At 60.9% G+C, this 25,848-nt stretch carries 26 protein-coding genes and 1 other RNA gene; 7 read left to right on the forward strand and 20 right to left on the reverse strand.

Annotation, left to right across the window (positions count from 1 at the left end; all coding sequences use genetic code 11):
• Nucleotides 1-83 precede the first annotated feature (83 nt).
• From murG to rsmI, 12 genes are all read right to left on the reverse strand, one after another.
• Nucleotides 84-1,151, reverse strand: coding sequence for an undecaprenyldiphospho-muramoylpentapeptide beta-N-acetylglucosaminyltransferase (gene murG, locus HKD46_RS04400; protein ID WP_010675835.1), 1,068 nt, complete (start codon nucleotides 1,149-1,151; stop codon nucleotides 84-86).
• Complete coding sequence (gene ftsW / locus HKD46_RS04405; protein WP_010675836.1) at nucleotides 1,148-2,332, reverse strand: cell division protein FtsW; 1,185 nt, start codon at nucleotides 2,330-2,332, stop codon at nucleotides 1,148-1,150. Before ftsW ends, murG begins: the two co-directional genes overlap by 4 nt.
• Entirely contained in the window at nucleotides 2,329-3,612 is a 1,284-nt protein-coding gene (gene murD, locus HKD46_RS04410) for a UDP-N-acetylmuramoyl-L-alanine--D-glutamate ligase (RefSeq protein WP_042015091.1), read from the reverse strand. Before murD ends, ftsW begins: the two co-directional genes overlap by 4 nt.
• 3 nt (nucleotides 3,613-3,615) lie before the next feature.
• Nucleotides 3,616-4,698 (reverse strand): phospho-N-acetylmuramoyl-pentapeptide-transferase, encoded by a 1,083-nt coding sequence (gene mraY / locus HKD46_RS04415; RefSeq protein ID WP_113978319.1) that lies wholly within the window; start codon nucleotides 4,696-4,698, stop codon nucleotides 3,616-3,618.
• On the reverse strand, nucleotides 4,692-6,047 hold the full coding sequence (gene murF, locus HKD46_RS04420) for a UDP-N-acetylmuramoyl-tripeptide--D-alanyl-D-alanine ligase (RefSeq protein WP_171864959.1): 1,356 nt from the start codon (nucleotides 6,045-6,047) through the stop codon (nucleotides 4,692-4,694). Before murF ends, mraY begins: the two co-directional genes overlap by 7 nt.
• On the reverse strand, nucleotides 6,044-7,528 hold the full coding sequence (murE, locus tag HKD46_RS04425; RefSeq protein ID WP_069785543.1) for a UDP-N-acetylmuramoyl-L-alanyl-D-glutamate--2,6-diaminopimelate ligase: 1,485 nt from the start codon (nucleotides 7,526-7,528) through the stop codon (nucleotides 6,044-6,046). Before murE ends, murF begins: the two co-directional genes overlap by 4 nt.
• A 95-nt stretch (nucleotides 7,529-7,623) precedes the next feature.
• Nucleotides 7,624-9,390 carry a peptidoglycan glycosyltransferase FtsI gene (locus HKD46_RS04430; RefSeq protein WP_010675841.1) on the reverse strand — a complete coding sequence of 589 codons (1,767 nt, stop codon included), beginning with the start codon at nucleotides 9,388-9,390 and terminating at the stop codon, nucleotides 7,624-7,626.
• Nucleotides 9,387-9,701, reverse strand: a complete 315-nt coding sequence (gene ftsL / locus HKD46_RS04435) for a cell division protein FtsL (RefSeq protein ID WP_010675842.1) — start codon at nucleotides 9,699-9,701, stop codon at nucleotides 9,387-9,389. The genes HKD46_RS04430 and ftsL overlap by 4 nt, the downstream gene beginning before the upstream one ends.
• A gap of 3 nt (nucleotides 9,702-9,704) precedes the next feature.
• Nucleotides 9,705-10,643, reverse strand: coding sequence for a 16S rRNA (cytosine(1402)-N(4))-methyltransferase RsmH (rsmH, locus tag HKD46_RS04440; protein ID WP_171864960.1), 939 nt, complete (start codon nucleotides 10,641-10,643; stop codon nucleotides 9,705-9,707).
• Nucleotides 10,644-11,102: a division/cell wall cluster transcriptional repressor MraZ gene (gene mraZ / locus HKD46_RS04445; protein ID WP_039040489.1), complete on the reverse strand. Its 459-nt coding sequence runs from the start codon at nucleotides 11,100-11,102 to the stop codon at nucleotides 10,644-10,646.
• Nucleotides 11,103-11,549: 447 nt separating this feature from the next.
• Nucleotides 11,550-11,936: RNase P RNA component class A (rnpB, locus tag HKD46_RS04450), an RNA gene on the reverse strand.
• Between the two features lie 62 nt (nucleotides 11,937-11,998).
• On the reverse strand, nucleotides 11,999-12,832 hold the full coding sequence (rsmI, locus tag HKD46_RS04455) for a 16S rRNA (cytidine(1402)-2'-O)-methyltransferase (protein ID WP_069652269.1): 834 nt from the start codon (nucleotides 12,830-12,832) through the stop codon (nucleotides 11,999-12,001).
• Between the two features lie 199 nt (nucleotides 12,833-13,031).
• Between rsmI and HKD46_RS04460 the strand changes: the two genes are divergently transcribed.
• From HKD46_RS04460 to dolP, 4 genes are read left to right on the forward strand one after another with little or no spacing between them, the layout of a single operon-like run.
• Nucleotides 13,032-14,822 carry a penicillin-binding protein activator gene (locus HKD46_RS04460; protein WP_235673798.1) on the forward strand — a complete coding sequence of 597 codons (1,791 nt, stop codon included), beginning with the start codon at nucleotides 13,032-13,034 and terminating at the stop codon, nucleotides 14,820-14,822.
• The gene (locus HKD46_RS04465) at nucleotides 14,740-15,135 is read left to right on the forward strand and encodes a YraN family protein (protein WP_161469872.1); all 396 of its coding nucleotides are present in this window, start codon (nucleotides 14,740-14,742) and stop codon (nucleotides 15,133-15,135) included. The genes HKD46_RS04460 and HKD46_RS04465 overlap by 83 nt, the downstream gene beginning before the upstream one ends.
• Before the next feature lie 9 nt (nucleotides 15,136-15,144).
• Entirely contained in the window at nucleotides 15,145-15,735 is a 591-nt protein-coding gene (locus HKD46_RS04470; protein WP_010675848.1) for an SIS domain-containing protein, read from the forward strand.
• Nucleotides 15,736-15,739: 4 nt separating this feature from the next.
• Nucleotides 15,740-16,318, forward strand: a complete 579-nt coding sequence (gene dolP / locus HKD46_RS04475) for a division/outer membrane stress-associated lipid-binding lipoprotein (protein ID WP_010675849.1) — start codon at nucleotides 15,740-15,742, stop codon at nucleotides 16,316-16,318.
• Between the two features lie 43 nt (nucleotides 16,319-16,361).
• Here dolP and HKD46_RS04480 read toward each other — a convergent pair whose 3' ends face one another.
• The 8 genes from HKD46_RS04480 to zapE form a co-directional block, all read right to left on the reverse strand.
• A complete protein-coding gene (locus HKD46_RS04480) occupies nucleotides 16,362-16,793 on the reverse strand; it encodes a ClpXP protease specificity-enhancing factor (protein WP_029314842.1) in 432 nt (143 codons plus the stop codon).
• Nucleotides 16,790-17,419: a stringent starvation protein SspA gene (sspA, locus tag HKD46_RS04485; RefSeq protein ID WP_039040485.1), complete on the reverse strand. Its 630-nt coding sequence runs from the start codon at nucleotides 17,417-17,419 to the stop codon at nucleotides 16,790-16,792. The genes HKD46_RS04480 and sspA overlap by 4 nt, the downstream gene beginning before the upstream one ends.
• Nucleotides 17,420-17,506: 87 nt before the next feature.
• Nucleotides 17,507-18,241 (reverse strand): cytochrome c1, encoded by a 735-nt coding sequence (locus HKD46_RS04490; protein WP_161469871.1) that lies wholly within the window; start codon nucleotides 18,239-18,241, stop codon nucleotides 17,507-17,509.
• On the reverse strand, nucleotides 18,238-19,455 hold the full coding sequence (locus tag HKD46_RS04495; RefSeq protein ID WP_010675853.1) for a cytochrome bc complex cytochrome b subunit: 1,218 nt from the start codon (nucleotides 19,453-19,455) through the stop codon (nucleotides 18,238-18,240). Before HKD46_RS04495 ends, HKD46_RS04490 begins: the two co-directional genes overlap by 4 nt.
• Before the next feature lie 2 nt (nucleotides 19,456-19,457).
• On the reverse strand, nucleotides 19,458-20,048 hold the full coding sequence (gene petA / locus HKD46_RS04500; RefSeq protein ID WP_010675854.1) for a ubiquinol-cytochrome c reductase iron-sulfur subunit: 591 nt from the start codon (nucleotides 20,046-20,048) through the stop codon (nucleotides 19,458-19,460).
• Nucleotides 20,049-20,347: 299 nt separating this feature from the next.
• Nucleotides 20,348-20,740, reverse strand: coding sequence for a 30S ribosomal protein S9 (rpsI, locus tag HKD46_RS04505; RefSeq protein ID WP_005336286.1), 393 nt, complete (start codon nucleotides 20,738-20,740; stop codon nucleotides 20,348-20,350).
• A 14-nt stretch (nucleotides 20,741-20,754) separates the two neighbouring features.
• A complete protein-coding gene (gene rplM / locus HKD46_RS04510) occupies nucleotides 20,755-21,183 on the reverse strand; it encodes a 50S ribosomal protein L13 (RefSeq protein WP_005336289.1) in 429 nt (142 codons plus the stop codon).
• A gap of 266 nt (nucleotides 21,184-21,449) precedes the next feature.
• Entirely contained in the window at nucleotides 21,450-22,544 is a 1,095-nt protein-coding gene (gene zapE / locus HKD46_RS04515; protein ID WP_124243708.1) for a cell division protein ZapE, read from the reverse strand.
• A 139-nt stretch (nucleotides 22,545-22,683) separates the two neighbouring features.
• On the opposite strand from zapE, the gene HKD46_RS04520 reads away from it, so the two are divergent.
• The 3 genes from HKD46_RS04520 to degS all read left to right on the forward strand — a co-directional run bounded on the left by HKD46_RS04520 (nucleotide 22,684) and on the right by degS (nucleotide 25,721).
• Nucleotides 22,684-23,064 (forward strand): YhcB family protein, encoded by a 381-nt coding sequence (locus HKD46_RS04520; RefSeq protein WP_010675856.1) that lies wholly within the window; start codon nucleotides 22,684-22,686, stop codon nucleotides 23,062-23,064.
• A gap of 81 nt (nucleotides 23,065-23,145) precedes the next feature.
• Nucleotides 23,146-24,504, forward strand: coding sequence for a Do family serine endopeptidase (locus HKD46_RS04525; RefSeq protein WP_029314844.1), 1,359 nt, complete (start codon nucleotides 23,146-23,148; stop codon nucleotides 24,502-24,504).
• An 89-nt stretch (nucleotides 24,505-24,593) separates the two neighbouring features.
• Complete coding sequence (gene degS / locus HKD46_RS04530) at nucleotides 24,594-25,721, forward strand: outer membrane-stress sensor serine endopeptidase DegS (RefSeq protein WP_171864962.1); 1,128 nt, start codon at nucleotides 24,594-24,596, stop codon at nucleotides 25,719-25,721.
• Nucleotides 25,722-25,848 lie beyond the last annotated feature (127 nt).

Genomic DNA, 25,848 nt, shown 5'->3' on the forward strand with positions numbered 1-25,848 from the left:
GGCCACTTTCATTCGGTGACACATGTATTCGAGGAGCGGGTGGGTGGCTTTGGCCAGCACCCCGTCCGTCAATCTCGTTCGACTCACCCTGTCGCGAGCCGTTTGCACTCATCGGCAACCCGTTCGGCGGCATCGATGATGGCGACCCGGCGCGCGGCCTGGGCCATGTTCAACAGGGTTTCCCTGCGCCCGGCGAGCCAGGATAGGCGCGACGCCAGCGCCGCCGGCGTCAGCTCGGACTGGGGCAGGAACTCGGCCGCACCGCCGTCGACCAGGGTCAGGGCGTTGCGGGTCTGGTGATCGTCCACCGCATGGGGCAGGGGCACGAAGATGGCGGCCACACCGGCGGCGGCCACTTCGGAGACGGTCAATGCGCCGGCGCGGCACACTACCAGGTCCGCCCAGGCATAGGCATCCGCCATGTCCTTGATAAATTCACTCACCTCGGCCTCGACCCCCAGCCCGGCATAGGAGGCAGCCACGGCCTCCCCGTTGCCCTTGCCGCACTGGTGACGCACCTCGATGGGCACACCGGCAGCTGCAACCGCAGGAGGCACCTGCTCGTTGAGGACCCGGGCCCCCAGGCTGCCACCGACCACAAGCAGGCGCAGAGGATCGCTGCTGCTGCGCAGTTGGGGATCCGGCAGCGCCACCACCTCGGGGCGCACCGGGTTGCCCACCACGGCGGTGCGGGCATTGGGGGCGAAGGCACCGGGGAAGGCCATCAGTACCCGCCTGGCAATACGGGCCAGCAGCTTGTTGGTCAGGCCGGCGGCGGCATTCTGCTCGTGAAGCAGTAGCGGAATGCCGGACAGCCAGGCGGCCACGCCACCCGGGCCGGAGGCAAAGCCCCCCATGCCCAGTACCACATCGGGCTGGATGGTCTTGAGCACCTGGCGGGCCTGAAGCACGGATTTGATGACACGGTAGGGCGCCGCGAGCAGCCGCTTGATGCCGTTGCCACGCACCCCCTGGATGTCGATGAAGGAGATGGGATAACCATGGGCAGGCACCAGCTCCGCCTCCATCCGGTCGGCAGTGCCGAGCCAGTGGATGGTCCAGCCCTGGGCCTTGAGGCGATCGGCGACGGCCAGGCCGGGGAACACATGGCCCCCGGTACCACCCGCCATCACCAGTAACGTCTTGCTCACGCAACCTCCCGCACGCGCGCCTGGGCACTCGCCTGGCGCAACTCGAAATCGATACGAATCAACATGCTCACCGCCACCATCATGATGATGAGACTGGAGCCGCCATAACTGACCAGCGGCAGGGTCAGCCCCTTGGTAGGCATCATGCCGCTGGCGGCACCGACGTTGACGAAAGTCTGGAAGCTGAACCAGATGCCGATGCCGATGGCCAGATAACCTTCATAGAGCCGCTCGGCCACCAGCGCCTGGTGACCCAGCTTGAGCGCCTTCACCGCCAGCGCAAAAATCAGGAAGAGTGCGCCAAGCACCCCCACGTAGCCCAGCTCTTCGCCCAGAATGGCGAACACGAAGTCGGTGTGGGCCTCCGGCAGGTACTCCATCTTCTGGATGGAGTTGCCGAGCCCCTCGCCAAACCAGCTCCCCCGACCAAAGGCCATCAGGGACTGGGTCAGCTGATAGCCGCTGCCAAAGGGATCGGCCCAAGGGTCGAGGAAGGAGGTCACCCGCCGCATCCGGTAGGGCTCCGCGATGATCAGGGTCACCACGGCGCTCACCCCCACCAGGATGAGACCGATGAACTGCACCAGCCGGGCACCGGCCAGGAACAGCATCCCGAGGGAGGTGACGAACATCACCACTACTGACCCGAGATCCGGCTGGGCCAGCAGCAGGATGGCCACCACGAACAGCACCGCCATGGGTTTCATGAAACCGATGAAGCGTTCGCGCACCTCGCTCTGGCGGCGCACCAGATAGCCCGCCAGATAGACGAACAGCGCCAGCTTGCCGAACTCGGCCGGCTGCAAGTTGAAGGGGCCAAGCGGCAGCCAGCGTACCGAACCGTTGACGCTGCGGCCCACCAGCAACACCATCACCAGCAGCACGATGGCCAGCAACAACATGGGGCCGTTGTAGTGCTGCCAGCGTGCCATGGGCACCTGCAACACGAACCAGGAGATACCCAGCGCCATCACGAGGAACATGCCGTGGCGCTTCACGAACATGAAGGGATCGTTGTTGATGGCGATCCCCTCAGGAATGGAAGCGGACGCCACTATTACCAGCCCGACGCCCATCAGGGCGAGGGCCAGTACCACCAGTTGCCGATCATAAAGACCGGCGGGGCGCGCCGGTAGCAACCAGCGCTGCAAGAATCCCGCAACCACGCGCAGGGCGTTCATAAGCCCATCACCAGTTCGGTGAAGCGATCGCCGCGCGCTTCAAAGGATTTGAACTGATCCAGGCTCGCGCAGGCCGGCGCCAGCAGCACCCAGTCTCCGGGCCTGGCATCGGCCGCCGCCTTGGCGACAGCAGCGTCAAGATCGGCAACCCGCTCGGTCTGTTCGCCCAGGGCCAGCAGCACCTCGGCATCCTGGCCAAAGCAGTACATGTGATCGATCTGGCTGCCGAGCAGCGCCTGCACCGGGCCGAAGTCCTGCCCCTTGCCTTGGCCACCGGCCAGCAGCAGCAGGCGGCCCTTGACCGCTTCACGCACCCCGGCCACGGCGGCCAGGGTCGCCCCCACGTTGGTGGCCTTGGAGTCGTTGATCCAGCGCACCCCATTTACCTCCCGCACGAAGCGGGCACGGTGAGGCAGGCCTTCAAAGCGGCGCAGCACGGCAAGTTGTGCCTCGCGGGGAATGCCCACCGCATCGCACAGGGCCATGGCCGCCAGGGCATTGGCCTGGTTGTGGGCACCCACTATCTTCATCTCGTCCACCGCCAGGAGCGGCTCGCCGTGCAAAGTCAGCCAGTGACGGCCCTCCAGCTCGCAGCGACCGTAGCCGTTGCAGTCGAGGCCGAAACTCTGCCACACCTGACCCACATCGGGCAGGGTCTGGGGATCGTCGCGATTGATCAGGATGTGCTGGGAGTGCTGATGGATCTCCATCTTGGCGGCGCGGTAATCCGCCATGCCGGCATAGCGATCCATATGATCTTCACTGAGGTTCAGGACCACGGAGGCGGCGGCCCGCAGGCTGTAGGTGGTCTCGAGCTGGAAGCTGGAGAGCTCCAGCACGCAGAGATCCATGGGCTGCTTGAGGAGTGACAGCGCCGGGGTGCCAATATTGCCCCCCACACCGACCTTGAGTCCCGCCTCGGCGATCATCTCACCCACCAGGGTGGTGACCGTGCTCTTGCCGTTGGAACCGGTGATGGCGATGACGGGCGTCTGGGTTTCACGCACGAACAGTTCGATGTCACCGACGATGCGCACCCCGAACTCGGCGGCGGCCTTCAACTCCGGAGTCGCCAGGGCGATGCCCGGGCTCGCCACTATCATGTGCGCCTGCTTGAGCCGCTCAGCGTCCAACCCGTGGATGAGCTCCACCTCGGGGGGAAGCTCGTCCTTGCCCGGCGGGTTGGCACGGGTGTCCATCACCAGCGGCGTGACGCCGCGGTCGAGGAAGTAATCGACGCAGGAGAGTCCGGTTTTGCCGAGTCCGATGATGATGACCATGGCTTACCTCACCTTCAGGGTGGCGAGGCCAAGCAGCACCAGCATGAGGGTGATGATCCAGAAGCGCACGATGACACGCGGCTCCGGCCAGCCCTTCTTCTCATAGTGGTGATGGATGGGGGCCATGCGGAAGATCCGCACGCCGCGCAGTTTGTAGGATCCGACCTGCAGGATCACCGAGACGGTCTCCATCACGAAGACGCCCCCCATGATCACCAGCAGGAACTCCTGGCGCACCAGCACCGCGATGGTACCGAGCGCGCCGCCCAGGGCCAGGGAACCCACGTCCCCCATGAAGACCTGGGCCGGGTAGGTGTTGAACCAGAGGAAGCCCAGGCCCGCGCCCACGATGGCGGTACAGACGATCACCAGTTCGGAGGTGTAGGGCACGTAGGGAATGTGCAGGTAGTTCGCGAAGTTGACGTTACCGGTCGCCCAAGCGATCAGGGCGAAGCCCCCCGCCACCATCACGGTGGGCATGATGGCGAGGCCATCCAGGCCATCGGTCAGGTTGACCGCGTTGGAGGTACCGACGATGACGAAGTAGGTCAGCAGGATGAACATCAGGCCGAGCTGGGGCATCACATCCTTGAGGAAGGGGACCACCAGCTGGGTCTGACCATCGTGGGTGGCCGTGGCGTAGAGGAAGACTGCCACACCCAGCGCGACCGCGGACTGCCAGAAGTACTTCCAGCGGGCGATGAGGCCATCGGTGTTCTTGCGCACCACCTTGAGATAGTCATCGGCAAAACCGATGGCGCCATAGGCCCCCAGCACGAACAGCACCAGCCAGACATAGGGGTTGTCGAGGCGGCACCAGAGCAGCACAGAAGTGAAAATGGCTGCAATGATCATCAGGCCGCCCATGGTCGGGGTGCCCTTCTTGCTGAGGTGGGATTCGGGACCGTCGTTGCGGATCACCTGGCCGAACTTCATGATCTGCAGGCGACGGATGAGGCGCGGCCCCATCCAGAGCTCCACCACCAGACCGGTGATGATCGACAAGATGGCGCGAAACGTCAGGTAGGAGAAGACGTTGAAGAAGGTGAAGTGCGGGGTGAGCAGTTCCGCCAGCCAGACTAGCATGTGGCTGACTCCTGATGGCCCTTGACCATCTCGACGATATCTTCCATGTGGGAGCCGCGGGCACCCTTGACCAAGATCGCGATTTCTTGATGTGTATTTATCATTTGCGCAAGCACTTCAAACAACGACGCCTTGTTATCGAAATGTCGGCCAGCCGCGGCATCTGCGGTGTGGCGACTCTGTTCCCCTACGGTCAGCACGGCATCGAGGCCCTGCTCACGGGCGTGGTGTCCGACCCGGGCATGCTGCGCGGCGGACTCCTCACCCAACTCTTTCATGTCACCGAATACCAGCACCTTGTAGCCGTTCATGGCGGTCAGGGCATCGATACCCGCCAGCACGGACTCCACGCTGGCGTTGTAGGTGTCATCCACCAGAGTGAGGCCACCCCAGCGTTGCACGCAGAAACGGCCCTTGACCGGCGCCATCTGCTCCAGCCCCGCCTTGACGGACGCAAGCAATGCGCCCAGGGCCAGGGTACCGGCGGCAGCAGCCAGGGCGTTGGCCACGTTGTGGCGACCCGGAATGGCCAGGGTCAGATTCACCTCTCCCAGGGGCGTCACCATCACGAACCCGGCACAACCCTGCTCGTTGAGCACGATGTCGCGGGCGTGGAACGGCTGACGCTGATCCTCAAGGGAGAAGGCGCAGTGGATGCCCTTTTCACGCCACTTCGGCCAGAACTCGTTGTCGGCATTGACGATGGCGGTGCCGCCCTCGCCTAACCCTTCGAAGATTTCGCTCTTGGCATGGAACACCCCTTCCAGGGAGCCAAAGCCTTCCAGGTGCGCGGCAGCGACGTTGTTGATGATGGCGGCGTCGGGTCTGGCGAGCGACGTGGTCCAGGCGATCTCGCCCGGGTGGTTAGCTCCCAGCTCCATCACCGCGAACTGGTGTTGCGGCTCGAGGCGCAGCAGGGTCAGCGGCACCCCCACCTCGTTGTTGAAGTTGCCGGCGGTGGCCAGCACCTCCCCTTCACAACGCAGGATGGCCGTCGCCATCTCCTTAACCGTGGTTTTGCCACAGCTGCCGGTGATGGCGAGGACTTTCGGATTGATGCGCTCGCGCACCAGCCTGCCCAGACGTCCAAGCGCCTTGAGGGTGTCGCCCACCACCAGTTGTGGAATGGCCAGCGGCAATTCGCGCTCCACCAGCAGGGCACTGGCGCCGGCGGCAACCGCCTGGTCGCAGAAATCGTGGGCGTCGAAACGCTCGCCGCGCAGGGCCACGAACAGCGCCCCCGCGCCCAGGGTACGGGTGTCGGTGCTGACCGCCGTGATCTCATGGTCGCCCCCGATCAGACGGGCATCGAGCACCTGCGCCAGGTCGGCAAGCCTGAGGGTCATCATTTGAATGACTCCATTAATGTGTGCAAGGCGGCTGCGACGGTTTCCCGATCGCTGTAGTGCCGCTTGTCGGTTCCAATGATCTGATAATCCTCGTGGCCTTTGCCGGCCACCAGGATGATGTCCTCTTTGCTCGCTTGACTCAGTGCCAGCTGGATTGCCTTGGTCCTGTCGTGCTCAATCTGCACGGCGCCGGGATCGCGAAGACCCGCCACCATGTCGGCCATGATCCGGGCCGGCTCCTCGGTACGGGGATTGTCGTCGGTCAGGATCACGCAGTCCGCATGCAGCTCCGCCATGGCAGCCATCATGGGACGCTTGCCGCGATCCCTGTCGCCGCCGCATCCCACTAGGCACCAGAGCCGACCGTGACAGTGCACCCGCAGGGCCTGCAATGCCTTCTCCAGCGCATCCGGGGTGTGGGCGTAATCGACCACGGCGAGCGGCGCATCACCACCGCCGAAGCACTCCATGCGACCGGTCACCGGTTGCAGTCTGGGAGCCGTCGCCAGCAGGTCATCGAAGTCGTAGCCGAGCACCAGCATGGCGCCCATGGCGCCCAGCACGTTGCTGACGTTGAAGCGGCCGAGCAAGGGGGCGGATAATACACCATTCCCCCAGCTGGAGTTAATGCGCGTATCAAAACCTTGTTGGTGGAAATGGGGATCCTGCGCCGTCAGTTGTCGTCCGGCATGGTTTTCAATCGGACCATGAACCCCGAAGGCCACCGCACCGGGATAGGTCGCCAGCCATTGCCGTCCCAGATGGTCATCGGCGTTGATGACGGCGCAAGGCTCATCCACCAGCTTCAGCAGCTCCTCCTTGGCGGCGGCATAGGCCTCCATGGTGCCGTGATAGTCCAGATGATCCCGACTCAGGTTGGTGAAGACTGCCGAGGCAAACGGCAGGGCCGCCACGCGATGCTGCACCAGACCGTGGCTGGAGACCTCCATCGCCACCAGATCAGCCCCCTGCTGCTGCAAGGCGGCCAGATTGGCCTGCACCTGGACCGCGCTGCCCGTGGTGTTCTCTGCTTCGATGAGCTCGCCAAACAGACCGTTGCCTATGGTGCCCATGACCCCGGCCTTGCCCCCCAGCAGGGTGCGCCAGTTGGCCACCAGCAGGGCCGTGGTGCTTTTGCCGTTGGTGCCCGTGATGCCCACCAGTTGCAGCTTTTGCGCAGGGTGACCGTAGAAATGACCGGCCAGCTCGGAGAGGCGAGCGGGAAGATCCCTCATGCCGATGCAGGGGATCTGGGTCGCCGGAGGGACGAATTCTCCGTCCTCCTCAAACAGCACGGCGGTCGCTCCCTGAGCCACCGCCTGTTCGATGAAGCGCCTGCCATCCACCTGATGGCCACGAATCGCCACGAAGAGCGAGCCGGGACCGACCCGCCGGCTGTCGAGCTGGAGATCGGTGAGGGAAAGCGCTGGGGCATCGATGCCGAAGCGGCTCATCAGTTGATCAAGTGTGCGGGGCGGCATGGGAAGCCTCCGAAAATGCGGGAATGCGGGCGCTCGTACACGCCATGGAAAACGCCCCGACAGCAGCGGGGCCGATGGAAAAAGCCGGATGCCCGTCAAGTACGCGGTGCGCCATTGTTGGCCTCCGTGCGGGCAAGCTTGGCGGGTACCTCGGGCGGGATCGCATCGGGACGGATGTTGAAGAGCTGCAACACGCCTCCCATGGCCTCCGCAAAGGGCGGGGTCGCCACGGCACCGCCGTAGTAGGCATCCCCCTTAGGCTCGTTGATCACCACCACCATGACGAAACGGGGATTGCTGGCCGGCGCGAAACCGGCAAACCAGGCCATGTAGTCCTTGCCATAGCCCCCAGCCACGGCCACCTTGGCGGTACCACTCTTGCCACCGACCCGATAACCGGGGATCTGGGCCTTGGGAATGGCATTGCTGACCACGTACTCCAGCGCCTGCAACATGGCAGCGGCGTTGTTGTGATCGATGACCTGCTCACCCTTGGGCGGCTTGGTCACCTTGATGATGGAGAGCGGTACCCGCTTGCCCTTGTTGGCCAGGGTGGCGTAGGCGGAGGCCAGCTGCAGCGGGGTCACTCGCAGACCATAACCGAACGACAGGGTGGCTCGCTCGATGTCGGACCAGCGGCGACGCTGGGGCAGCATGCCGCTGCTCTCCCCCATCAGGCCGCTGCCGGTGTCCATGCCGAAGCCCACCATGCTCAGGGTGTTGATCATCTCCTGGGCCGGCATCCGCAGCGCGATGCGCGACATGCCGATGTTGGAGGAGTAACGCAGGATGTCGTACAGGTTGGTCGCCTTATGGATACTCACGTCACGGATCTGCTTGGCCCCGATGAAGAGGGGGCCGCCCGGGATGAAGTCCTTCCAGCTGGTGACACCGGCTTGCAAGGCACTAAGCAAAATCAATGGCTTGACCGTGGAACCCGGCTCATAGGTATCGGTCACCACCCGGTTTCGCACCCGGAAACTCTGGTATTGGCCGCGGTTGTTCGGGTTGTAGGAGGGGGTGTTGACCATGGCGAGCACCTCGCCGGTCTTCACATCCAACATCACCATGGAGCCGGAGGTGGCCTTGTTCTCGTCGGTAGCCCGTTTGAGGGCGCGATAGGCCAGCGCCTGCACCCGCTGATCGATGCTCAGTTGCAGATCGTTGGCGTGCTTGCCCTCTTTCACCAGGCCCAGGCGCTCGATGACGCGGCCCTGCCTGTCCTTGCGCACTCGCATCTCGCCAGGGGTTGCGGTCAGCCACTCGTTGTAGCTGCGCTCAATCCCCTCGATGCCGCTGCCATCGATGTTGGTCACCCCCACCAGGTGGGAGCTTATCTCGCCGGTCGGGTAGAAACGGCGCGCCTCGGGGCGCAGATAGATGCCCCCCAGCTTCAACCCCTTGATGTACTCGGCCACCGCAGGCGTCACCTGCCGCTGCAGATAGACGAAGCGCTTGCTCGGGTTGGCGATGCGATGCTTGAGGGTGTTGATGTCGAGCTTGAGCACGGCGGAGAGTGCCAGCCAGGCACGCTCGTTGTGGATGGCACCGGACTCGTGCACCGTCTTGGGATCAGCCCAGACCGCTTCGACCGGCACGGATACCGCCAACTGTTCGCCATTGCGGTCCGTGATCATGCCGCGCACCGCCTGGGTGGAGGTGGTGCGCAGGGAGCGCATGTCCCCCTCCTGGCGCAGTCTGTCCGGATCGATCACCTGGATCCAGGCCAGCCGCAGGATCAGCCCCGCAAACGCGATGCCGATGAAGAAAACCAGGGTACGAAAGCGCCACGGGTAGAGTGAGGGTGCTTTCGCCTTGGCTTTGTCCTTTGCCGGAGCCTTGGTGGCGGCCTTGCGTGTCATGGTTGTGTAATTACCTTTTCAGTGGTCACCAGGGGACGAGCCATCTGCAACTTGTCCATGGCCAGACTCGCCACCCGGGAGTGCTCAGCCAGTGTGCCCTGTTCCAGCAAGAGGTGGCGCCACTCGATGTTGAGCCTGTCCTCCTCCGCCATCAGATCGTTCTGCTTGGCCGTCAGACCCCGGGTCATGTTGGTCACCAGGATCACCGCAAAGGCGGTGACCAGCACGGCGACGGTCAACAGGACCTGCAACTTGTGGCGCCAGAGATCCGCAACGATCTCCCTGGCGAGGTGAACGCGCACGTCGCTCATCGTTTACTCCGCAAGACGCTCTGCGACCCGCAGCACCGAGCTGCGGGACCGGGTGTTTTCATTGACCTCGTGGTCGGAAGGCTTGAGCGCCTTGCCGATCGATTTCAGCTTGCGACCACCGGCAAGCTGGGCTTCAGTCAGGGGAATGCCGTGGGGTACTTCAGGACCTTTCTCGTGCTTGCGAATGAAATGTTTCACCAGCCGATCTTCCAGAGAGTGGAAGCTGATGACGGAGAGACGGCCGTGAGGAGCCAGCACGTCCAGCGCGCCGTTGAGGGCGGTTTCGATCTCGTCCAGCTCGCTGTTGATATAGATGCGGATGGCCTGGAAGCTGCGGGTCGCCGCGTGCTTGCCCTTCTCCTTGCTCGGGTTGACCCGGGCAATCATCTCCGCCAGTTGGCGGGTGCGCACATAGGGCTCGGTCACCCGATCGTGTACGATGGCGCGAGCAATCTTCTTGGCGAAGCGCTCCTCACCGAAGGTTTTCAGCACCCAGGCGATGTCGTCCACATCGGCACGGGCCAGCCACTCGGCGGCGCTCTGACCGGAGGTGGGATCCATCCTCATGTCGAGCGGGCCGTCCTTCATGAAGCTGAAGCCACGTTCGGCATCGTCAAGCTGGGGGGAGGAGACACCGAGATCCAGCAGGAAGCCATTGACCTTGCCCAGCAGGCCGCGCTCGGTCAGATAACGGGTGATGCCGGAGAAGGGACCGTGCACGATCTCGAAACGGGGATCCTGGATCTTGGCCGCCTCGGCAATGGCCTGGGGATCCCGGTCGATGGCGATCAGACGGCCGTTCGGGCCCAGATGCTGGAGAATGAGACGAGAGTGACCACCCCGGCCAAAGGTACCGTCGACGTAGATACCGTCCGGCTTGATGGCCAGCCCTTCGACGGCTTCGTGCAACAGCACTGTGATGTGTTCAGCGGCTTGGGTCATTTATAAAGAAAAATCCTGTAGTCGTGGTGAACTTGCCCAGTCGTCCTCGGGCAGGCCCAGGATGTCGTCGTTGATCTGTTGTTGCCAGCGGGCTTCATCCCACAGCTCGAATTTGTTGAGCTGGCCCACCAGCATGACTTTCTTGTCCAGCCCGGCATGGCTGCGCAGCGGCTGGCTGAGCAGCAGACGGCCATTGCCATCCAGTTCGCATTCGGCCGCGTGGCCGAGCAGCAGACGCTGCAGGCGGCGTTCCGCCGGGTTGGTGCTGGAAAGGGTCTTCAGCTTGCGCTCCACCTCTTCCCATTCATTCAGGGGATAAAGCAGCAGACAGGGATGGGCGATGTCGATGGTGCAGACCAGCTGGCCGTCGCATTCGTCGCGCAGCCAATCACGAAATTTGGTCGGAATCGCCAACCGCCCCTTGCTGTCCAGGCTGATGGCGTGAGCGCCACGCAACAAATTGCAGTCCCCGAAAGGTGAGTTATGGGGGCTAGATGCCCAATAAAACCACTTTGATCCACTTTTCTCCACCATGAAGTTTAAGGACGAGCAGGGGGCTTTTCAAGCAAGGATCTCGGGCATGGGGAACATATTGACGCAGCGTGATGGGACTACCGATTAAATGAATTGATTTTCCACAAGTTATTTGTGTTACCCGCAACTCGATTAATTTTCAGCAATTAAAAAACTGACAAATTGCACGAATAAACATCAGCCATACAGGCCGCGCTTCTCCAGCGCCATCACGATATTCAGAACATGGAAAAATTCCACATAACAGATTGATATAAAATACATTTGTTAAACATAGCTAGCCCAACAGTAAATATCACGAGTCAACCGAGGCAGTACTTTATGGTTAATAAAAAGAGCCTTGCGATAAATCGCAAGGCTCTTCAGGAAAGAGGTCGGAGTCGGCCTGTAAGCCGGGTTCTGTACCGGGTTGCCCCGGGTAGCAATCATTCCTCTAGGCCAGCAATCGCTCGCTGGCTCAAGCAACCTACCCGCCCCCAACGCGGGCCGCGCCAATAGGGGCCTATTTGGTCTTGCTTCGGGTGGAGTTTACCGTGCCACGAACTGTTGCCAGTCGCGCGGTGCGCTCTTACCGCACCCTTTCACCCTTACCTGAGCCCTTGCGGGCCATCGGCGGTCTGCTCTCTGTTGCACTGGTCGTAGGCTCGCGCCCCCCAGGCGTTACCTGGCACCCTGCCCTGTGAAGCCCGGACTTTCCTCCCCTCCGCCCGTCTGTCCCGAGGGACACAACGACGAAGCAGCGATTGCCCAGCCAACTCCGAGGCGCGGATTATAGCCTCGCGAGACGGACGGGGTAAACCGTCAATTCCGGTTTACGGCAATTAATAGTGCTCGAGGCCGTATTTGTAGAGGGCGTTCTTCTTCACCCCGTGGATCTCGGCGGTGAGGGCTGCAGCCTTTTTGAGGGGCAGCTCGCCGACCAGAAGGCCCAGGGTGCGGATCGCCTCCGCAGGCAACTCGTCATCCACCTTGCTGGCACCGGCGACCACCAGCACGATCTCCCCGCGGCAACGGTTATCGTCCTCTCCGAGCCAGGCCAGCATCTCGGAGGCGGGCAGACCGTGGATGGACTCGAAGGTCTTGGTCAGCTCGCGGCACACCACCACCTGGCGCTCGCCAAGGATGCGAGCAATCGCTTCCACGGTATCCTGCACCCGGCGCGGCGATTCGTAGAACACCAGAGAGCGGGTGTCTTCGATGACAGCTTGCAGGCGATCATCCCGCCCCTTGGCCTTGGCCGGCAGGAAACCCTCGAAGGCGAAGCGGTCGGTGGGCAGCCCGGCGGCGGACAGCGCCGTGATGGCAGCGCAGGGACCGGGCAGCGGCACCACCTTGACCCCGGCTTCGCGACAACGGGTGACCAGGTGATAACCGGGGTCGCTGATGAGCGGCGTCCCCGCATCGGAGACCAGGGCCACGCTCTTGCCCTCCTTGATGCGGGCGATCAGCACATCCGCCTTTTGCTGCTCGTTGTGATCGTGCAGGGCAAAGGTCGGTACCGAGATCTGGTAGTGGCTGAGCAGGATCCCGGTATGCCGGGTATCCTCGGCGGCCACCAGATCGACGCTGCGCAGCACGTCCAGTGCTCGCTGGGTGATGTCGGCCAGATTGCCGATCGGAGTGGGGACTATATACAGGGTTGGGATGTCACTCATGGGAGCTCCGAGTGTCCCGACAATTGTGTCGCCATATTGGCCCGTTTACACTATGGAGAATTTCAACACTGGTCGGGGAATGAACTTGAACCGGGTTATAAAGCAGCTAAGTGTATCACGACTCTTCGGCATCCTACTCGCGGCAGTCCTGCTCGCCGCCTGTGCGTCGGAGCCCAATCAATCTTCCGGACAACCCGGCATGCCGTCAGCCTTCTCGGATCTGACCAAAAATGCCCAGTGGTATCTGGAGCAGGTGGATCCCGCCAAACCGGCAGAGGCCTTCGTGTGGCAGATGATGGCGGCGCGCAGCTATCTGGCGCTCGGCCAGGCCAAACCGGCTGCCGCCCTGTATCAGCAGTTGCAGAAGCAGGCGAAGAGCCCGGAGCAGCAGGCGCAGTTGCAACTGCTGCAGGCACACCTGCTGCTAGCCCAGGGCAACGCCAACCAGGCGCTGATCCTGCTGGAAGGCAAGCCGGATGTCGTGCTGGATGCCGATACCCAGAAGGACTGGTACCGCCAGCGCGTGGTGCTGCAGCTCGACATCAACAACAAGTTTGGTGCGGCCAAGTCGCTGATCCTGCTGGAACCTTATCTAGCCAAGAATGAGCTGGCCACCAATCACCAGCAGATCTGGTCACTGCTGAAAAGCATGACCCCCTCCACCCTGCAGGCGCTCGAAGAGGAGCCAGCTCCCGATGTGACCACCGGCTGGCTGCGTCTTGCGGCGCTGGTGAACGAGTTCGGGGCACAGCCGAGCCAGCTGGCCCGCCAGCTTGCCGGCTGGAAGCAGAGCTTCCCTAACCACCCTGCCCAGAGCGACATGCCGGCCGGCCTTGGGGATCTCGCTATCACGGACAACGGTTCGCTGCAGCAGATCGCCGTCTTCCTGCCGCTCTCCGGCAACCTGGAAGCCCAGGGCGCCGCCATCCGCAACGGCATGCTGATGTCCTACAAGGAAAATCAGAGCCAGTTCACCCTGAACTTCTACGATACCCAGGGCAAGGCAATGGGGGACCTCTACAAGCAGGCGATTCAGGAAGGGGCCAACATGATCATCGGCCCCCTGCTCAAGGATCAGGTGGAGGAGCTGCTCAAGTCGAATCCGACCGTGCCGGTACTGGCGCTCAACGAGCTGGACAAGCCGATCGTCAACGACAACACCTTCTATTTCTCGCTCTCCGCCGCTGCCGATGCGAGCCAGGCGGCCCAGTACCTCTATGGTCAGGGCTACCGCAAGCCGCTGCTGATCGCGGCACAAGGCCGGATTGGCTACAGCAGTATCAAGGCGTTTGAACAGGCCTGGGCCGGCGTCAGCCAGGAGAAGCCCGTGGTTGCCACCTTCGGGGCACGCAACGAAGTGCAGGGCATGGTCAAGAACGCTCTGAGCGGCCGTTCCACCGCACGAGCCGGGGAGATTGTCCAGCTGTCCGATGCCGCGCCGCGCAGCATCGACGCCGTCTATGTGGTGGCCAACAGCCTGGAGACCCGGATGATCAAGCCCTATGTGGACATCTCGGTCAACCCCATGGGCAGCCTGCCCATCTACAGCAGCTCTCGGGGATACGACGGCGGGACGACCGAGGTAGCCTCCGAGCTCAACGGCATGCATATCTCCGACATGCCACTGCTGCTGGGTGGCTTCGAGACGCAGCGTGAACAGATTGCCCTGCTCTGGCCCCAGACCCAGGGCGACCTGCTGCGCCTGTTCGCCCTCGGCTACGATGCCGTCAGCCTGGCAGGCAACCTGCCGCAAATGCGCAAGGTCAATGCTATGCAGCAACCCGGCATGAGTGGCCAGCTGAGCGTGGATCCCCAGGGCAACATAGTGCGCATGCTGGACTGGGCCACCTACCAGAATGGCAGGCTGGTCAGCGACAGCGCCGCCCCCCAGCTGGAGGATGCGACTCATGAAGAGGCTACTGACACAACTTCACCAGCAGTGGTTGAACCTGTTGCCGTCGGCAGCGACGAGCAAGGGACAACACTTTGAGCAAATAGCGGAACACTGGTTGCAGGCCCGAGGCCTGCAACCCGTGACCCGCAACTACCGCTGCCGTGGCGGCGAGATCGATCTCATCATGCGCCAGGGGGATACCCTGGTGTTCGTTGAAGTGAGATATCGCGCCAACGCCACCCATGGCGGTGCAGCCAGCTCGGTCACCCGGCGCAAGCAGCACAAGATCGTGCTGGCCGCGCGCCACTATTTCAAGCAACATGCCATCAATGAGGCCAACCAGGCCTGTCGATTCGATGTGATCGCGTTCGAGGGCGACCAGCCGGACTGGATCCAGAACGCGTTTTAAGAGGACCCCATGACTGATCCCATCAAAGAGAATTACACCGAAAGCATCCAGACCAAGATAGCTGCCGCCGAAGCACTGCCGGATGCCATCCATACGGCAGCCCAGATGCTGACCATCTGCCTGCTCAATGGCCACAAGGTGATGGCATGTGGCAATGGTCCCTCCTCGGCATTGGCACAGCTGTTCATTTCCGAACTGGTGAACTGCTATGAAACTCCTCGCCCCTCCCTGCCCGGTCTCGCCCTGACGCCCGACATGGCGACCATCAGCGCCATCGCCACGGATCACGGTTTCGAAGAGGTCTATGCCAAACAGATACGTGCTCTGGGACAACCAGGCGACATCCTGGTGGTCATCACCACGACAGGCAACAGCCGCAGCCTCATCAAGGCTGCGGAGGCCGCCCTCTCCCGCGACATGACCATCATTGTGCTCGGTGGCGGAGACGGGGGAGAGATCGCCGGTCTGCTGGGCCCCAATGACGTGGAGATCCGCGTTCCTTCCGCTCGCCGTCCTCGTATTCTGGAAGTGAACCTGTTGACCCTGCACTGTCTCTGTGATCTCATCGACCAGACACTTTTCCCGCAACAGGAAGACTGAAACCATGAAGAAGCCTATTCTCGCTCTTGCCCTGCTGACCGGCGTCCTGCTGCTGCAAGGCTGTGCTGCCGTGGTGGTCGGTGGCGCGGCTGGCACCGCCAAGGCGAGCGGCGATCGCCGCACCCTGGGTGCCCAGTGGGACGATCAGACCATAGAGCTGAAAGCCGCCAACCTGTTGGCCGACAACAAGCCCCTGAGCGCCGCCAGCAAGATCAGTGTCTACAGCAACAACGGCCGTGTGCTGCTGGTGGGTCAGACACCCTCTGACGCTTACAAACAGGAAGCGGGCAGAATCGTGAGCCGGATTGAAGGGGTTCGCCATGTCTACAACGAGCTGCGCCTTGGCAAACCAGTCAGTATCGGCGTGCGCAGCAATGACACCTGGATCACCTCCAAGGTGCGGGCCGACATGCTGGGCACCAAGAACTTCGACAGCGCCAAGGTGAAGGTTGTCACCGAGAATGGCGAGGTGTTCCTCATTGGGCTGGTCACCCGCCAGGAAGGGGATCAGGCCGTGGAAATCGCCCGCCACGTCAGTGGCGTTAAGCAGGTGATCAAAGCCTTCGAGTTTGCCCAGAATTGACCATCTGGCAGGATGAAAAAACGCAGCCTTCAGGCTGCGTTTTTTATTTGATGACTTTCAGGGTCGGGCGACCGCTCGGGCGCGGTGGTTCCGGCTCGGGGTCAACCGACGTTGGTGTCTGTGCCTGTTCCAGCCAGAGGTCATACCCGGGCTCCGGCGGGAACAGGGTCCCCACTCCGTTCTCCCTGGCATGGATGGCCAGTACGGCCGCCATGGGGATATAGACCTGCTGCGATACGCCACCGAAACGGGCGCTGAAGCTGACAGCGTCATTGTCCATGTGGAACTGGCCCACGGCCCGGGGGGCGATGTTCAGAACAATCTGGCCATCCTGCACGAACTGCATCGGTACCATCACATGGGGAATGTTGGCATTGACCACCAGATGGGGTGTCAGATCGTTATCCAGCAACCAGTCAAAAAACGCCCGCAGCAGATACGGGCGACTGGGTGTCATTGTCGGTTCCATGCTCATACGCCGGCACGGATCTCGCGCTCGGCCTCGGTCAGGGAAGCCTGGAAGGATTCACGCTCGAACAGGCGTACCATGTAAGCCTTCAGCTCTTTGGCGCCACGGCCGGTGAAATCGATGCCCAGGCTCGGCAGACGCCACAGCAACGGCGCCATGTAGCAGTCGACCAGACCGAACTCTTCGCTCATGAAGTAGGGCATCTCGCCGAAGATGGGGGCGATGGCCAGCAGGTTGTCGCGCAACTCGGCACGGGCGGCTTCGGTATCGGTGCCCGCCATGATCTTGTCGGCCAGAGAGTACCAGTCCAGCTCGATGCGGTGCATCATCAAACGGCTGTTGCCGCGCGCGACCGGATAAACCGGCATCAGGGGCGGATGCGGGAAACGCTCGTCCAGATACTCCATGATGATGCGCGAGGTGTACAACGCCAGCTCGCGATCCACCAGAGTCGGTACAGTGTTGTACGGGTTCAGCTCGGCCAGCTCATCCGGCAGGTTGGCAGGATCAACCTGGCAGATATCCACGCTAACACCCTTCTCCGCCAGGACAATACGCACCTGATGGCTGAACATATCGTTGGCACCGGAAAACAGCGTCATTACCGAACGCTTATTGGCAGCTACAGCCATTGAACCCTCCCGTCATTAAAAAGCAGAAACGGCAATGAAGCATGTCTGTCTTCATTGCCGTGCGTCATATTACTCCGATCTGGTCGCTTAGTGAACGTCGCGCCAGAATTCCTTCTTCAACAGCACAGTGAAGATGAAGAAGATAGCGATGAATCCGAGTACCCAGAAGCCCATGCGTTCGCGCTCCTGCTGCACCGGCTCAGCCGAGTAGACCAAGAAGTTTACCAGATCCAGTACCGTCTGATCATATTCTTCGTTGTTCATTTCACCGTTGCCGTCAGATTTGATGCTGACGACTTGCTGCATCTCCACGCCATCCAGGGTGTGCGTCTCGAACTCGGCGCGGGGCGTCCCCTGCAACGGCTCCAGCACATGGGGCATACCCACGGACGGGAAGACGGCGTTGTTCACCCCGAATGGACGGGTCTCGTCCACGTAGAAGGAACGCAGATAGGTGTAGATCCAGTCTGCACCACGCACCCGGGCAACCAGGGTCAGGTCGGGGGGCTGCGCGCCGAACCAGCGCGCAGCATCCTTCTCGGACATGGCGCTCTTCATCAGATCGCCGATCTTGGCGCCGGTGAAGACCAGGTTCTCCTTCATCAGATCGTCCGGAATGCCGATGTCGGCCGCCACCCGGTTATAACGCTGGTACTGGGTGGAGTGACAGCCGGCACAGTAGTTCATGAAGGTGGCGGCCCCCCGTTGCAGGGATGCCTTGTCACTCAGATCGTACTCCGCCTTGTCGAGAGGGAAGCCACCGCCAGAGGCCAACACCAGACCAGGCAGCAGGGCCAGCACTGCAAAAATTATTCTTTTCATTTGAATGTCACCCTCTCCGGCAGCGGCTTGGTGTTCTCATTCTTGCTGTAGAAGAACAACAGGACGAAGAATCCGAAATAACCCAGAGTACAGAGTTGTGCAATCAGCGTCAGGGTCGGGGTTGATGGCAGCACGCCCAGCACCCCCAGGATAATGAAGCAGACCACGAACTGGGCGATGTTCAGCTTGTGCAGGGTGCTGCGGTAACGCACCGAGCGCACCTTGCAGCGATCCAGCCAGGGCAACAGGAACAGCACCACGATGGAGAGGCCCATCATGATGACCCCCAGCAGCTTGTCAGGCACCGCACGCAGGATGGCGTAGAAGGGAGTGAAGTACCAGACCGGGGCGATATGCGCCGGTGTCTTCAGGCCATTGGCCACCTCAAAGTTCGGTTTCTCGAGGAAATAGCCCCACATATCCGGCTTGAAGAAGATGATGGCACAGAAGAAGAACAGGAAACCGGCTACCCCGATCATGTCCTTCACGGTGAAATAGGGGTGGAACGCGACCGCATCCAGTGGCCAGCCGTTCTCGTCCTTGTGCTTCTTGATGTCGATACCATCGGGGTTGTTGGAGCCCACCTCGTGCAGCGCCAGGATATGCATGGCCACCAGCATCACCAGCACCAGCGGCAGAGCGATGACGTGCAGGGCAAAGAAGCGGTTCAGGGTTGCACCCGAGATGACATAGTCCCCCCGGATCCACAGGGTCAGATCGTCACCGATAACGGGGATGGCACCGAACAGCGAGATGATGACTTGGGCCCCCCAGAACGACATCTGCCCCCAGGGCAGCAGGTAACCCATGAAGGCCTCGGCCATCAGTACCAGGAAGATCAGCATGCCGAAGATCCACAGCAGTTCCCTTGGCTTCTGGTAAGAGCCGTAGATCATGCCGCGGAACATGTGCAGGTAGACAACGATGAAGAAGGCGGATGCCCCGGTTGAGTGCATGTAACGCAGCAGCCAGCCGTAATCCACATCCCGCATGATGTATTCCACGGAAGCGAAGGCACCTTCCGCCGAGGGGTTGTAGTTCATGGTCAGCCAGATGCCGGTGATGATCTGGTTGACCAGCACCAACATGGCAAGCGAGCCGAAGAAGTACCAGAAGTTCAGGTTCTTGGGCGCCGGATACTTGGCCATATGGTCGTTGTACATGGCCGTGAGCGGGAAACGATCATCGATCCAGCCCATGAGTTTGGCAAACATGGTCAGGCCTCCTTGCCATCGGCACCGACCAGAATGGTGGTGTCGCTAAGAAATTGGTATGGCGGAATGACCAGGTTCAGCGGTGCGGGGACGCCCTGGAACACTCGACCAGCCATGTCGAATTTGGAGCCATGGCAGGGGCAGAAGAAGCCGGAAGTTACCCCTTGAACCTGCTCGCCGAAGCTGTCGGGCAGATAGGAAGGGGAGCATCCCAGATGAGTGCAGATGCCAACGGCCACGAAGATTTCCGGTTTGATGGATCTGTAGCCATTGTGGGCATAGTCCGGTTGCTGTGGCTCGTCTGACGCAGGATCCCGCAGCTTGTCATCGTGTGCAGCCAGAGCATCCAGCGTCTGCTTGGTGCGCTTCACCACCCAGACCGGTTTACCACGCCACTCGACGCGGATTAGCTGACCCGGCTCCAGCTTGCTGATATCCACTTCAACCGGGGCGCCTGCCGCCTTGGCTTTGGCACTCGGATTCCATGACTTAATAAACGGCACTGCGGTAAAAGCAGCTCCTACACCGCCAACGGCAACCGTTGACCAGGTAAGAAATCTGCGGCGACCGGTATCAACTGGCGCATTGCTCATCCAAAAACTCTCCCATGTGGACTCCGCTCATTCTTATAGTGTCCCTGTTTACTTCTCCTCTCCCTCTGACAACTGCGATGGAAGCGGAGTGGCAATTGACACAGAAAGACCATGGAAATTTTAAAGAAAAGATAACAATTTGACAAGAAAGGGAGTCGATGGGCAAAAACAATAAATACACAATTTTTTGTCTTTTGTGACGTATGCTTAGCATTGTCACATGTAACATTACCAATAAAAAAAGCCTGGCAAATTGCCAGGCTTTTTTGACACTCCTGAGAGTGCGTACCAAAAGCGAATTAACGCTTGGAGTACTGCGGACGCTTACGCGCTTTGTGCAGACCGACTTTCTTACGCTCAACCTTACGGGCATCACGAGTAACAAAGCCAGCTTTACGCAGTTCGGAACGCAGGGTCTCGTCGTACTGCATCAGAGCACGAGTGATACCGTGGCGGATCGCACCAGCTTGACCGGAGATGCCACCACCGTTAACGGTGATGTACAGATCCAGTTTCTCGGTCATCTCGACCAGTTCCAGCGGCTGACGAACTACCATGCGGGCAGTCGGACGGCCGAAGTATTGCTCCAGGGAGCGCTGGTTGATTACGATTTTACCGCTACCCGCTTTGATGAATACGCGAGCAGTGGAGCTTTTGCGACGGCCGGTACCGTAGTATTGATTTTCTGCCATGTTGCCAGTTCCCGTTAGATATCCAGTACTTGAGGTTGCTGAGCAGCATGAGCGTGCTCTGCGCCTGCGTAAACTTTCAGCTTACGGAACATGGCACGGCCCAGCGGACCCTTCGGCAGCATGCCCTTGACGGCAGCTTCGATTACCATTTCCGGCTTACGCTGAATCAGCTTGTCGAAGCTGATGGACTTGATACCACCCGGGAAACCGGAGTGAGCGTGGTACATTTTGTCGGTAAATTTCTTACCGGTTACGTGTACCTTCTCAGCGTTTACAACGATGATGTAGTCACCGGTGTCAACGTGCGGAGTGTACTCTGCTTTGTGCTTACCACGCAGACGAGCAGCGATCTCGGTTGCGATACGACCCAGAGTTTTACCTTCTGCGTCCACAATGTACCAGTCACGTTTTACGGTTTCTGGCTTGGCAACGAAAGTTTTCATTAAGTTAAACCCAATTACCTGTTACAGACCCAATTGCTTATGGGGGCTCTCCCACAAACAACAAACGATGGCCTACCTGTACCCCTTCGAATACAAGTAAAGCTTAAAGTGTTGCTGTCTTATCGACAGCTGTAACGTGGGCCGGGCGATTATAAGTGAAGTTGCCTTAAATATCACCTGCTAATTTCACTGCCATGAAGCTAGCAAATGTCGCCCGGCCCTACCTGCCGCAGATGCCCATCCGACTGGCAGGCGCGGTATTGTGACTAAGGAAGGTGCACTCTGGCAAGGTATTCGTGCGATTGCATCTCCTGAAGCCTTGAAAGGCAACGCTTGAATTCGAAATTCAGCAGGCCTTCGCCATAGAGCCCGGTCATGGGGACCGCCGCCGATATGATGAGCTTGACGTGCCGCTCATAAAACTCGTCCACCATGGCGATGAAGCGGCGGGCCGCGTCATCCGTGCCGCTGCCCATGGGTTGCACATTGGCCAGCAGGACGGTGTGGAACTCACGGGCCAGTTCGATGTAGTCGCCCTGGGAGCGTGGAGTACAGCACAGCTGTTCAAACTCCATATAAAGCACCCCTTCCCCCACGCCCAGTGCACTCAGTTGGCGATGGTTGACTTCCAGTGCGGCGGCAGTCACCGCCCCAGTCCCGGTCAACTGGCTGAAATAACGATCCAGGTTGCTCCTGGCCTGCTCATCCAGCGGGAAGTGATAGATCTCTGCCTGTTCCAGGGTTCGCAGCCGGTAATCGACACCGCCATCGACATTGATCACCTCGCAGTGACGCTCGATAAGCGCGATGGCAGGCAGGAAGCGAGCACGCTGCAACCCGTTGCGGTAGAGATCCTGAGGGGGGATGTTGGATGTGGCCACCAGCACTACGCCATGGCCAAAGAGTTCCTGGAACAGAGTGCCGAGCAGCATGGCATCCGTGATATCCGAGACGAAAAACTCGTCGAAGCAGATGACGTCGGTCTCGTCGGCCAGCTTGCGGGCGATCAGCTTGAGCGGATCGGACTGACCGGTCAGCCCTTTGAGCTCGTCGTGCACACGGTGCATGAAACGGTGGAAGTGGATGCGCAGTTTGCGCCCCCCCGGCAGGCTCTCAAAAAAAGTATCCATCAGCCAGGTCTTGCCTCTGCCCACACCGCCCCACATATATAACCCCTGGACGGGGTCACGGGTTTTCGGCTTTTGCAGCCAACCCAGCAGGCCACGGGATCTGGTCGGAGTCGGGCTTGCGCACAGATCCTGATAGAGTCGCTCCAGGCGGGCGACTGCCATGGCCTGGGCCGGATCGGCCACAAAGCCGGGGCGCTGCAAATCCTGCTGATATTTTTGCTGCGGGGTCATCCTGTAAACCGCCTCCAAGTCCCTGAATGAGGGACAAAATGGTATCACGCTCTCGGGGGGCACGGTATAGTGCCAACGAGGCGTTGCGGTCCATCCGACCGCTTCAAATTCATCGTGTTAGCTGTAACAAGGAGCTTCTATGACTCTGTTTAACGGGATCCTGCTGGCGATCGCCGCCCTGATCATCGGCGTGCTGATCGGCCGCTTCTCTGTCCGTAGCCGGGATGCCGGACGCCTGGAACAGGAGCTGAAAAAAGCCCACAAGGAGCTGGAAAGCTACCAGGGGCAGATCACCACCCACTTCGCCGACAGCGCCGCCCTGATGGAGCAACTGGCCGAACAGTACCAGACCCTTTATCGCCATATGGCGGAACAGAGCAAGTTCCTGGCCAAGGTACAGGAACCACTGTTCCGCGAACCCGAAGTGGAAGAAACAGGCGATGCCGCCAACAGCGAGGAGCCGGGCCTTCCTCCCCGCGATTACGCCGGTGCGTCCGGCCTGCTCAAGCAGCCGGGCTGATCGTCGGTTGAACTAATTACGCTTTATCGTGGTCAGACCTTGACGATTGCACTGCAACTTTTTCTGGGAGCTGTTTCTCATATGCGTAAATCTCTTTCTGTATTCAGTGTCTTAGCCCTCAGTGTCGGTATCGCCATGTCCTCAGCACCGGCGCAGGCCGCACTGCCCCTGATGGCGAACAACCAGGAGATGCCGAGCCTGGCCCCCGTCCTCGAGCAGGTGACCCCTGCCGTGGTCAACATCTCCGTCTCTGGCAAGAAGATCACCCGCCAGCGCCTGCCGGAACAATTCCGCTTCTTCTTCGGCCCCAACATGCCTGACGAGCAGGTGAGCGAGCAGCCCTTCCAGGCGCTTGGTTCCGGCGTCATCATCGATGCCAAGAAAGGCTACGTGATCACCAACGCCCACGTGGTCCACGAGGCGGACGAAATCAAGGTCAACCTGAAGGATGGCCGTGAGTATGCAGCCAAGAAAATAGGGGAAGACAAACAGTCGGATATCGCCCTGCTGCAAATCAAGGCCGAGGATCTGGTGCAGATCAAGTTCGCCGACTCCGACGAGCTGAGAGTCGGTGACTACGCGCTGGCCATCGGCAACCCGTTCGGCCTGGGCCAGACCGTCACCTCCGGCATTGTCAGCGCCCTGGGTCGCAGCGGCCTCAACATCGAAAATCTGGAGAACTTCATCCAGACCGATGCGGCCATCAACTCCGGCAACTCGGGCGGCGCCCTGCTCAACCTGCGCGGGGAGCTGATCGGCATCAACACCGCCATCCTGGGCCCCAACGGCGGCAACATCGGCATCGGCTTTGCCATCCCGTCCAACATGGTGCGCGATCTCTCCGAGCAGATCGTGAAATACGGCGAAGTGCGCCGTGGCCAGCTGGGGATTACCGGCACCGAGCTCACCAGCGAAATCGCCAAGACCTTCGGCTACAACAAGAAGGACGGTGCCTTCGTCAACCAGGTCATGCCTGACTCCGCTGCCGCCAAGGCAGGCATCAAGGCAGGCGACATCATCATCAGCATCGATGGCAAGCCCATCCGCTCCTTCGGCGAGCTGCGTGCCAAAATCGCCACCATGGGGGCCGACAAGCAGGTCTCGCTCGGCCTCATTCGTGACGGCAAGGAGCAGACCGTCAAGGTCACCCTGAAGAAGGCGGATGACAGCGAGATCCTGGCCAGCGCCCTGCATCCGGCCCTGGAAGGGGCCAAGCTGAGCACCATCACGGACCCCGTGACCGGCGTGGCAGTCTCCGACATCGATCCCCGCTCACCGGCAGCCGCCTCCGGCCTGCAGAAGGGTGACATCATCATCGGAGTCAACCGCCAGCGCATCAACTCCATGGGTGAACTGACCAAGGTGTTGAAAAACAAGCCGGAAGTCCTGGCGCTGAACATTCAGCGCGGCGACTCCTCGCTCTATTTGGTGATCCGTTAAGCCCCTCACACCCGCGGCAACCGCCGCGGGTGATTTTTATCCATCGATAATGTTATTCTCTGCCCGCAGCCTGTACGGACGAGAAAGACATGAAAATCCCACCTCTGATCAGCTACTTGGGCAAGTCCGTCGGCTTTGGCCTCGCCATGGCTGCGCTTTTGTTGCTGGTGTTCCCCGATTTTCGCGGCGGCGCTCCCCTGCCGGGCCTCATCACCAACGCCCGCGAGCTGAGCTTCTCCTACGCGGCCCATCGCGCCGGCCCTGCCGTCGTCAACATCTACACCCGCAGCTTCGCCGGCAATCGCGGTGAAAAAGCCGAACTCAGACCCCAGGGGCTGGGATCCGGCGTCATCATGAACCAGCGCGGTCACGTGCTCACCAACTATCACGTCATCGCCGATGCGGACCAGATCATCGTCGCCCTGCAAGATGGTCGGGTGTTCAGTGCAGAGCTGGTCGGCACCGACAAGGTGACCGATCTGGCGGTGCTCTACATCGAATCGGACAACCTGCCGGTGATCCCGCAGGACCCGGATCGTCTGCCGGACGTGGGAGACGTGGTGCTCGCCATCGGCAACCCCTACAACGTCGGCCAGACCATCACCCAGGGCATCATCAGCGCCACCGGGCGTATCGGCCTCTCCAGCATGGGGCCGGACAGCAATGGCAGACAGGATCTGCTGCAAACCGATGCCGCCATCAACGAGGGCAACTCCGGAGGCGCCCTGGTCAATGGCCGTGGCGATCTGGTGGGTATCAATACCGCCGCCTACCACCTCAACGGCAATCAAGAGAGCTATGGCATCAGTTTTGCTATCCCCTACAAGCTGGCCAAGCGCATCATGGACGAGCTGATCGCCAACGGTCGGGTCATCCGCGGCTACCTCGGCATCTCCAGCGTCGAGATCAATCCCATCGTCGCTCGCATGCTGAACCTGGGGGACTTGCAGGGGTTGGTGGTGGAGAGCCTGGATCCCAATGGCCCAGCCACCAAGGCCGGTCTCAAACGTGGGGATGTGCTGCTCAAGATCAACGGAGAGGCCATCACCGGCGTGCGTCCTGTCATGGACAAGATCGTAGAGAGCCGCCCCGGCACCAAGCTCACCATCTCGGTGATCCGCAACGGCAAGCCGCTGGACGTCGATGTCATCATCGAAGAGGACCTGCGCTACCAGAATCAGACCCTGCCGACCAGCAGTGCGGCACCCGCCACCTGAGAGGCGGATCCTCGCAGGGCCCGACAGGGCCCTTTTTTGTGCCCGCTTTCCTCCGGCCCCGCTTGTGCGTGAGACAGCTCACACATTGCGCCAATAAACGATCGGGCGAAAGCGCCGTCAAAACCCG

Source organism: Aeromonas sp. TW 6 (assembly GCF_013168745.1).
GTDB lineage: Bacteria > Pseudomonadota > Gammaproteobacteria > Enterobacterales > Aeromonadaceae > Aeromonas > Aeromonas caviae.

What these genes read in the sequence shown, in the direction of transcription:
- ftsL (WP_010675842.1), bottom strand. Translation starts at nt 9,701, where the DNA reads ATGAGCGACGTGCGCGTTCACCTCGCCAGGGAGATCGTTGCGGATCTC.
- HKD46_RS04460 (WP_235673798.1), top strand. Translation starts at nt 13,032, where the DNA reads ATGCCGTCAGCCTTCTCGGATCTGACCAAAAATGCCCAGTGGTATCTG.
- HKD46_RS04470 (WP_010675848.1), top strand. Translation starts at nt 15,145, where the DNA reads ATGACTGATCCCATCAAAGAGAATTACACCGAAAGCATCCAGACCAAG.
- HKD46_RS04490 (WP_161469871.1), bottom strand. Translation starts at nt 18,241, where the DNA reads ATGAAAAGAATAATTTTTGCAGTGCTGGCCCTGCTGCCTGGTCTGGTG.
- HKD46_RS04495 (WP_010675853.1), bottom strand. Translation starts at nt 19,455, where the DNA reads ATGTTTGCCAAACTCATGGGCTGGATCGATGATCGTTTCCCGCTCACG.
- HKD46_RS04525 (WP_029314844.1), top strand. Translation starts at nt 23,146, where the DNA reads ATGCGTAAATCTCTTTCTGTATTCAGTGTCTTAGCCCTCAGTGTCGGT.
- rsmH (WP_171864960.1), bottom strand. Translation starts at nt 10,643, where the DNA reads ATGACCCAAGCCGCTGAACACATCACAGTGCTGTTGCACGAAGCCGTC.
- HKD46_RS04480 (WP_029314842.1), bottom strand. Translation starts at nt 16,793, where the DNA reads ATGAGCATGGAACCGACAATGACACCCAGTCGCCCGTATCTGCTGCGG.
- murE (WP_069785543.1), bottom strand. Translation starts at nt 7,528, where the DNA reads ATGCCGCCCCGCACACTTGATCAACTGATGAGCCGCTTCGGCATCGAT.
- rplM (WP_005336289.1), bottom strand. Translation starts at nt 21,183, where the DNA reads ATGAAAACTTTCGTTGCCAAGCCAGAAACCGTAAAACGTGACTGGTAC.
- zapE (WP_124243708.1), bottom strand. Translation starts at nt 22,544, where the DNA reads ATGACCCCGCAGCAAAAATATCAGCAGGATTTGCAGCGCCCCGGCTTT.
- sspA (WP_039040485.1), bottom strand. Translation starts at nt 17,419, where the DNA reads ATGGCTGTAGCTGCCAATAAGCGTTCGGTAATGACGCTGTTTTCCGGT.
- murD (WP_042015091.1), bottom strand. Translation starts at nt 3,612, where the DNA reads ATGGTCATCATCATCGGACTCGGCAAAACCGGACTCTCCTGCGTCGAT.
- petA (WP_010675854.1), bottom strand. Translation starts at nt 20,048, where the DNA reads ATGAGCAATGCGCCAGTTGATACCGGTCGCCGCAGATTTCTTACCTGG.
- rpsI (WP_005336286.1), bottom strand. Translation starts at nt 20,740, where the DNA reads ATGGCAGAAAATCAATACTACGGTACCGGCCGTCGCAAAAGCTCCACT.
- HKD46_RS04520 (WP_010675856.1), top strand. Translation starts at nt 22,684, where the DNA reads ATGACTCTGTTTAACGGGATCCTGCTGGCGATCGCCGCCCTGATCATC.
- HKD46_RS04430 (WP_010675841.1), bottom strand. Translation starts at nt 9,390, where the DNA reads ATGACACGCAAGGCCGCCACCAAGGCTCCGGCAAAGGACAAAGCCAAG.
- HKD46_RS04465 (WP_161469872.1), top strand. Translation starts at nt 14,740, where the DNA reads ATGAAGAGGCTACTGACACAACTTCACCAGCAGTGGTTGAACCTGTTG.
- degS (WP_171864962.1), top strand. Translation starts at nt 24,594, where the DNA reads ATGAAAATCCCACCTCTGATCAGCTACTTGGGCAAGTCCGTCGGCTTT.
- mraY (WP_113978319.1), bottom strand. Translation starts at nt 4,698, where the DNA reads ATGCTAGTCTGGCTGGCGGAACTGCTCACCCCGCACTTCACCTTCTTC.
- dolP (WP_010675849.1), top strand. Translation starts at nt 15,740, where the DNA reads ATGAAGAAGCCTATTCTCGCTCTTGCCCTGCTGACCGGCGTCCTGCTG.
- ftsW (WP_010675836.1), bottom strand. Translation starts at nt 2,332, where the DNA reads ATGAACGCCCTGCGCGTGGTTGCGGGATTCTTGCAGCGCTGGTTGCTA.
- rsmI (WP_069652269.1), bottom strand. Translation starts at nt 12,832, where the DNA reads ATGAGTGACATCCCAACCCTGTATATAGTCCCCACTCCGATCGGCAAT.
- murF (WP_171864959.1), bottom strand. Translation starts at nt 6,047, where the DNA reads ATGATGACCCTCAGGCTTGCCGACCTGGCGCAGGTGCTCGATGCCCGT.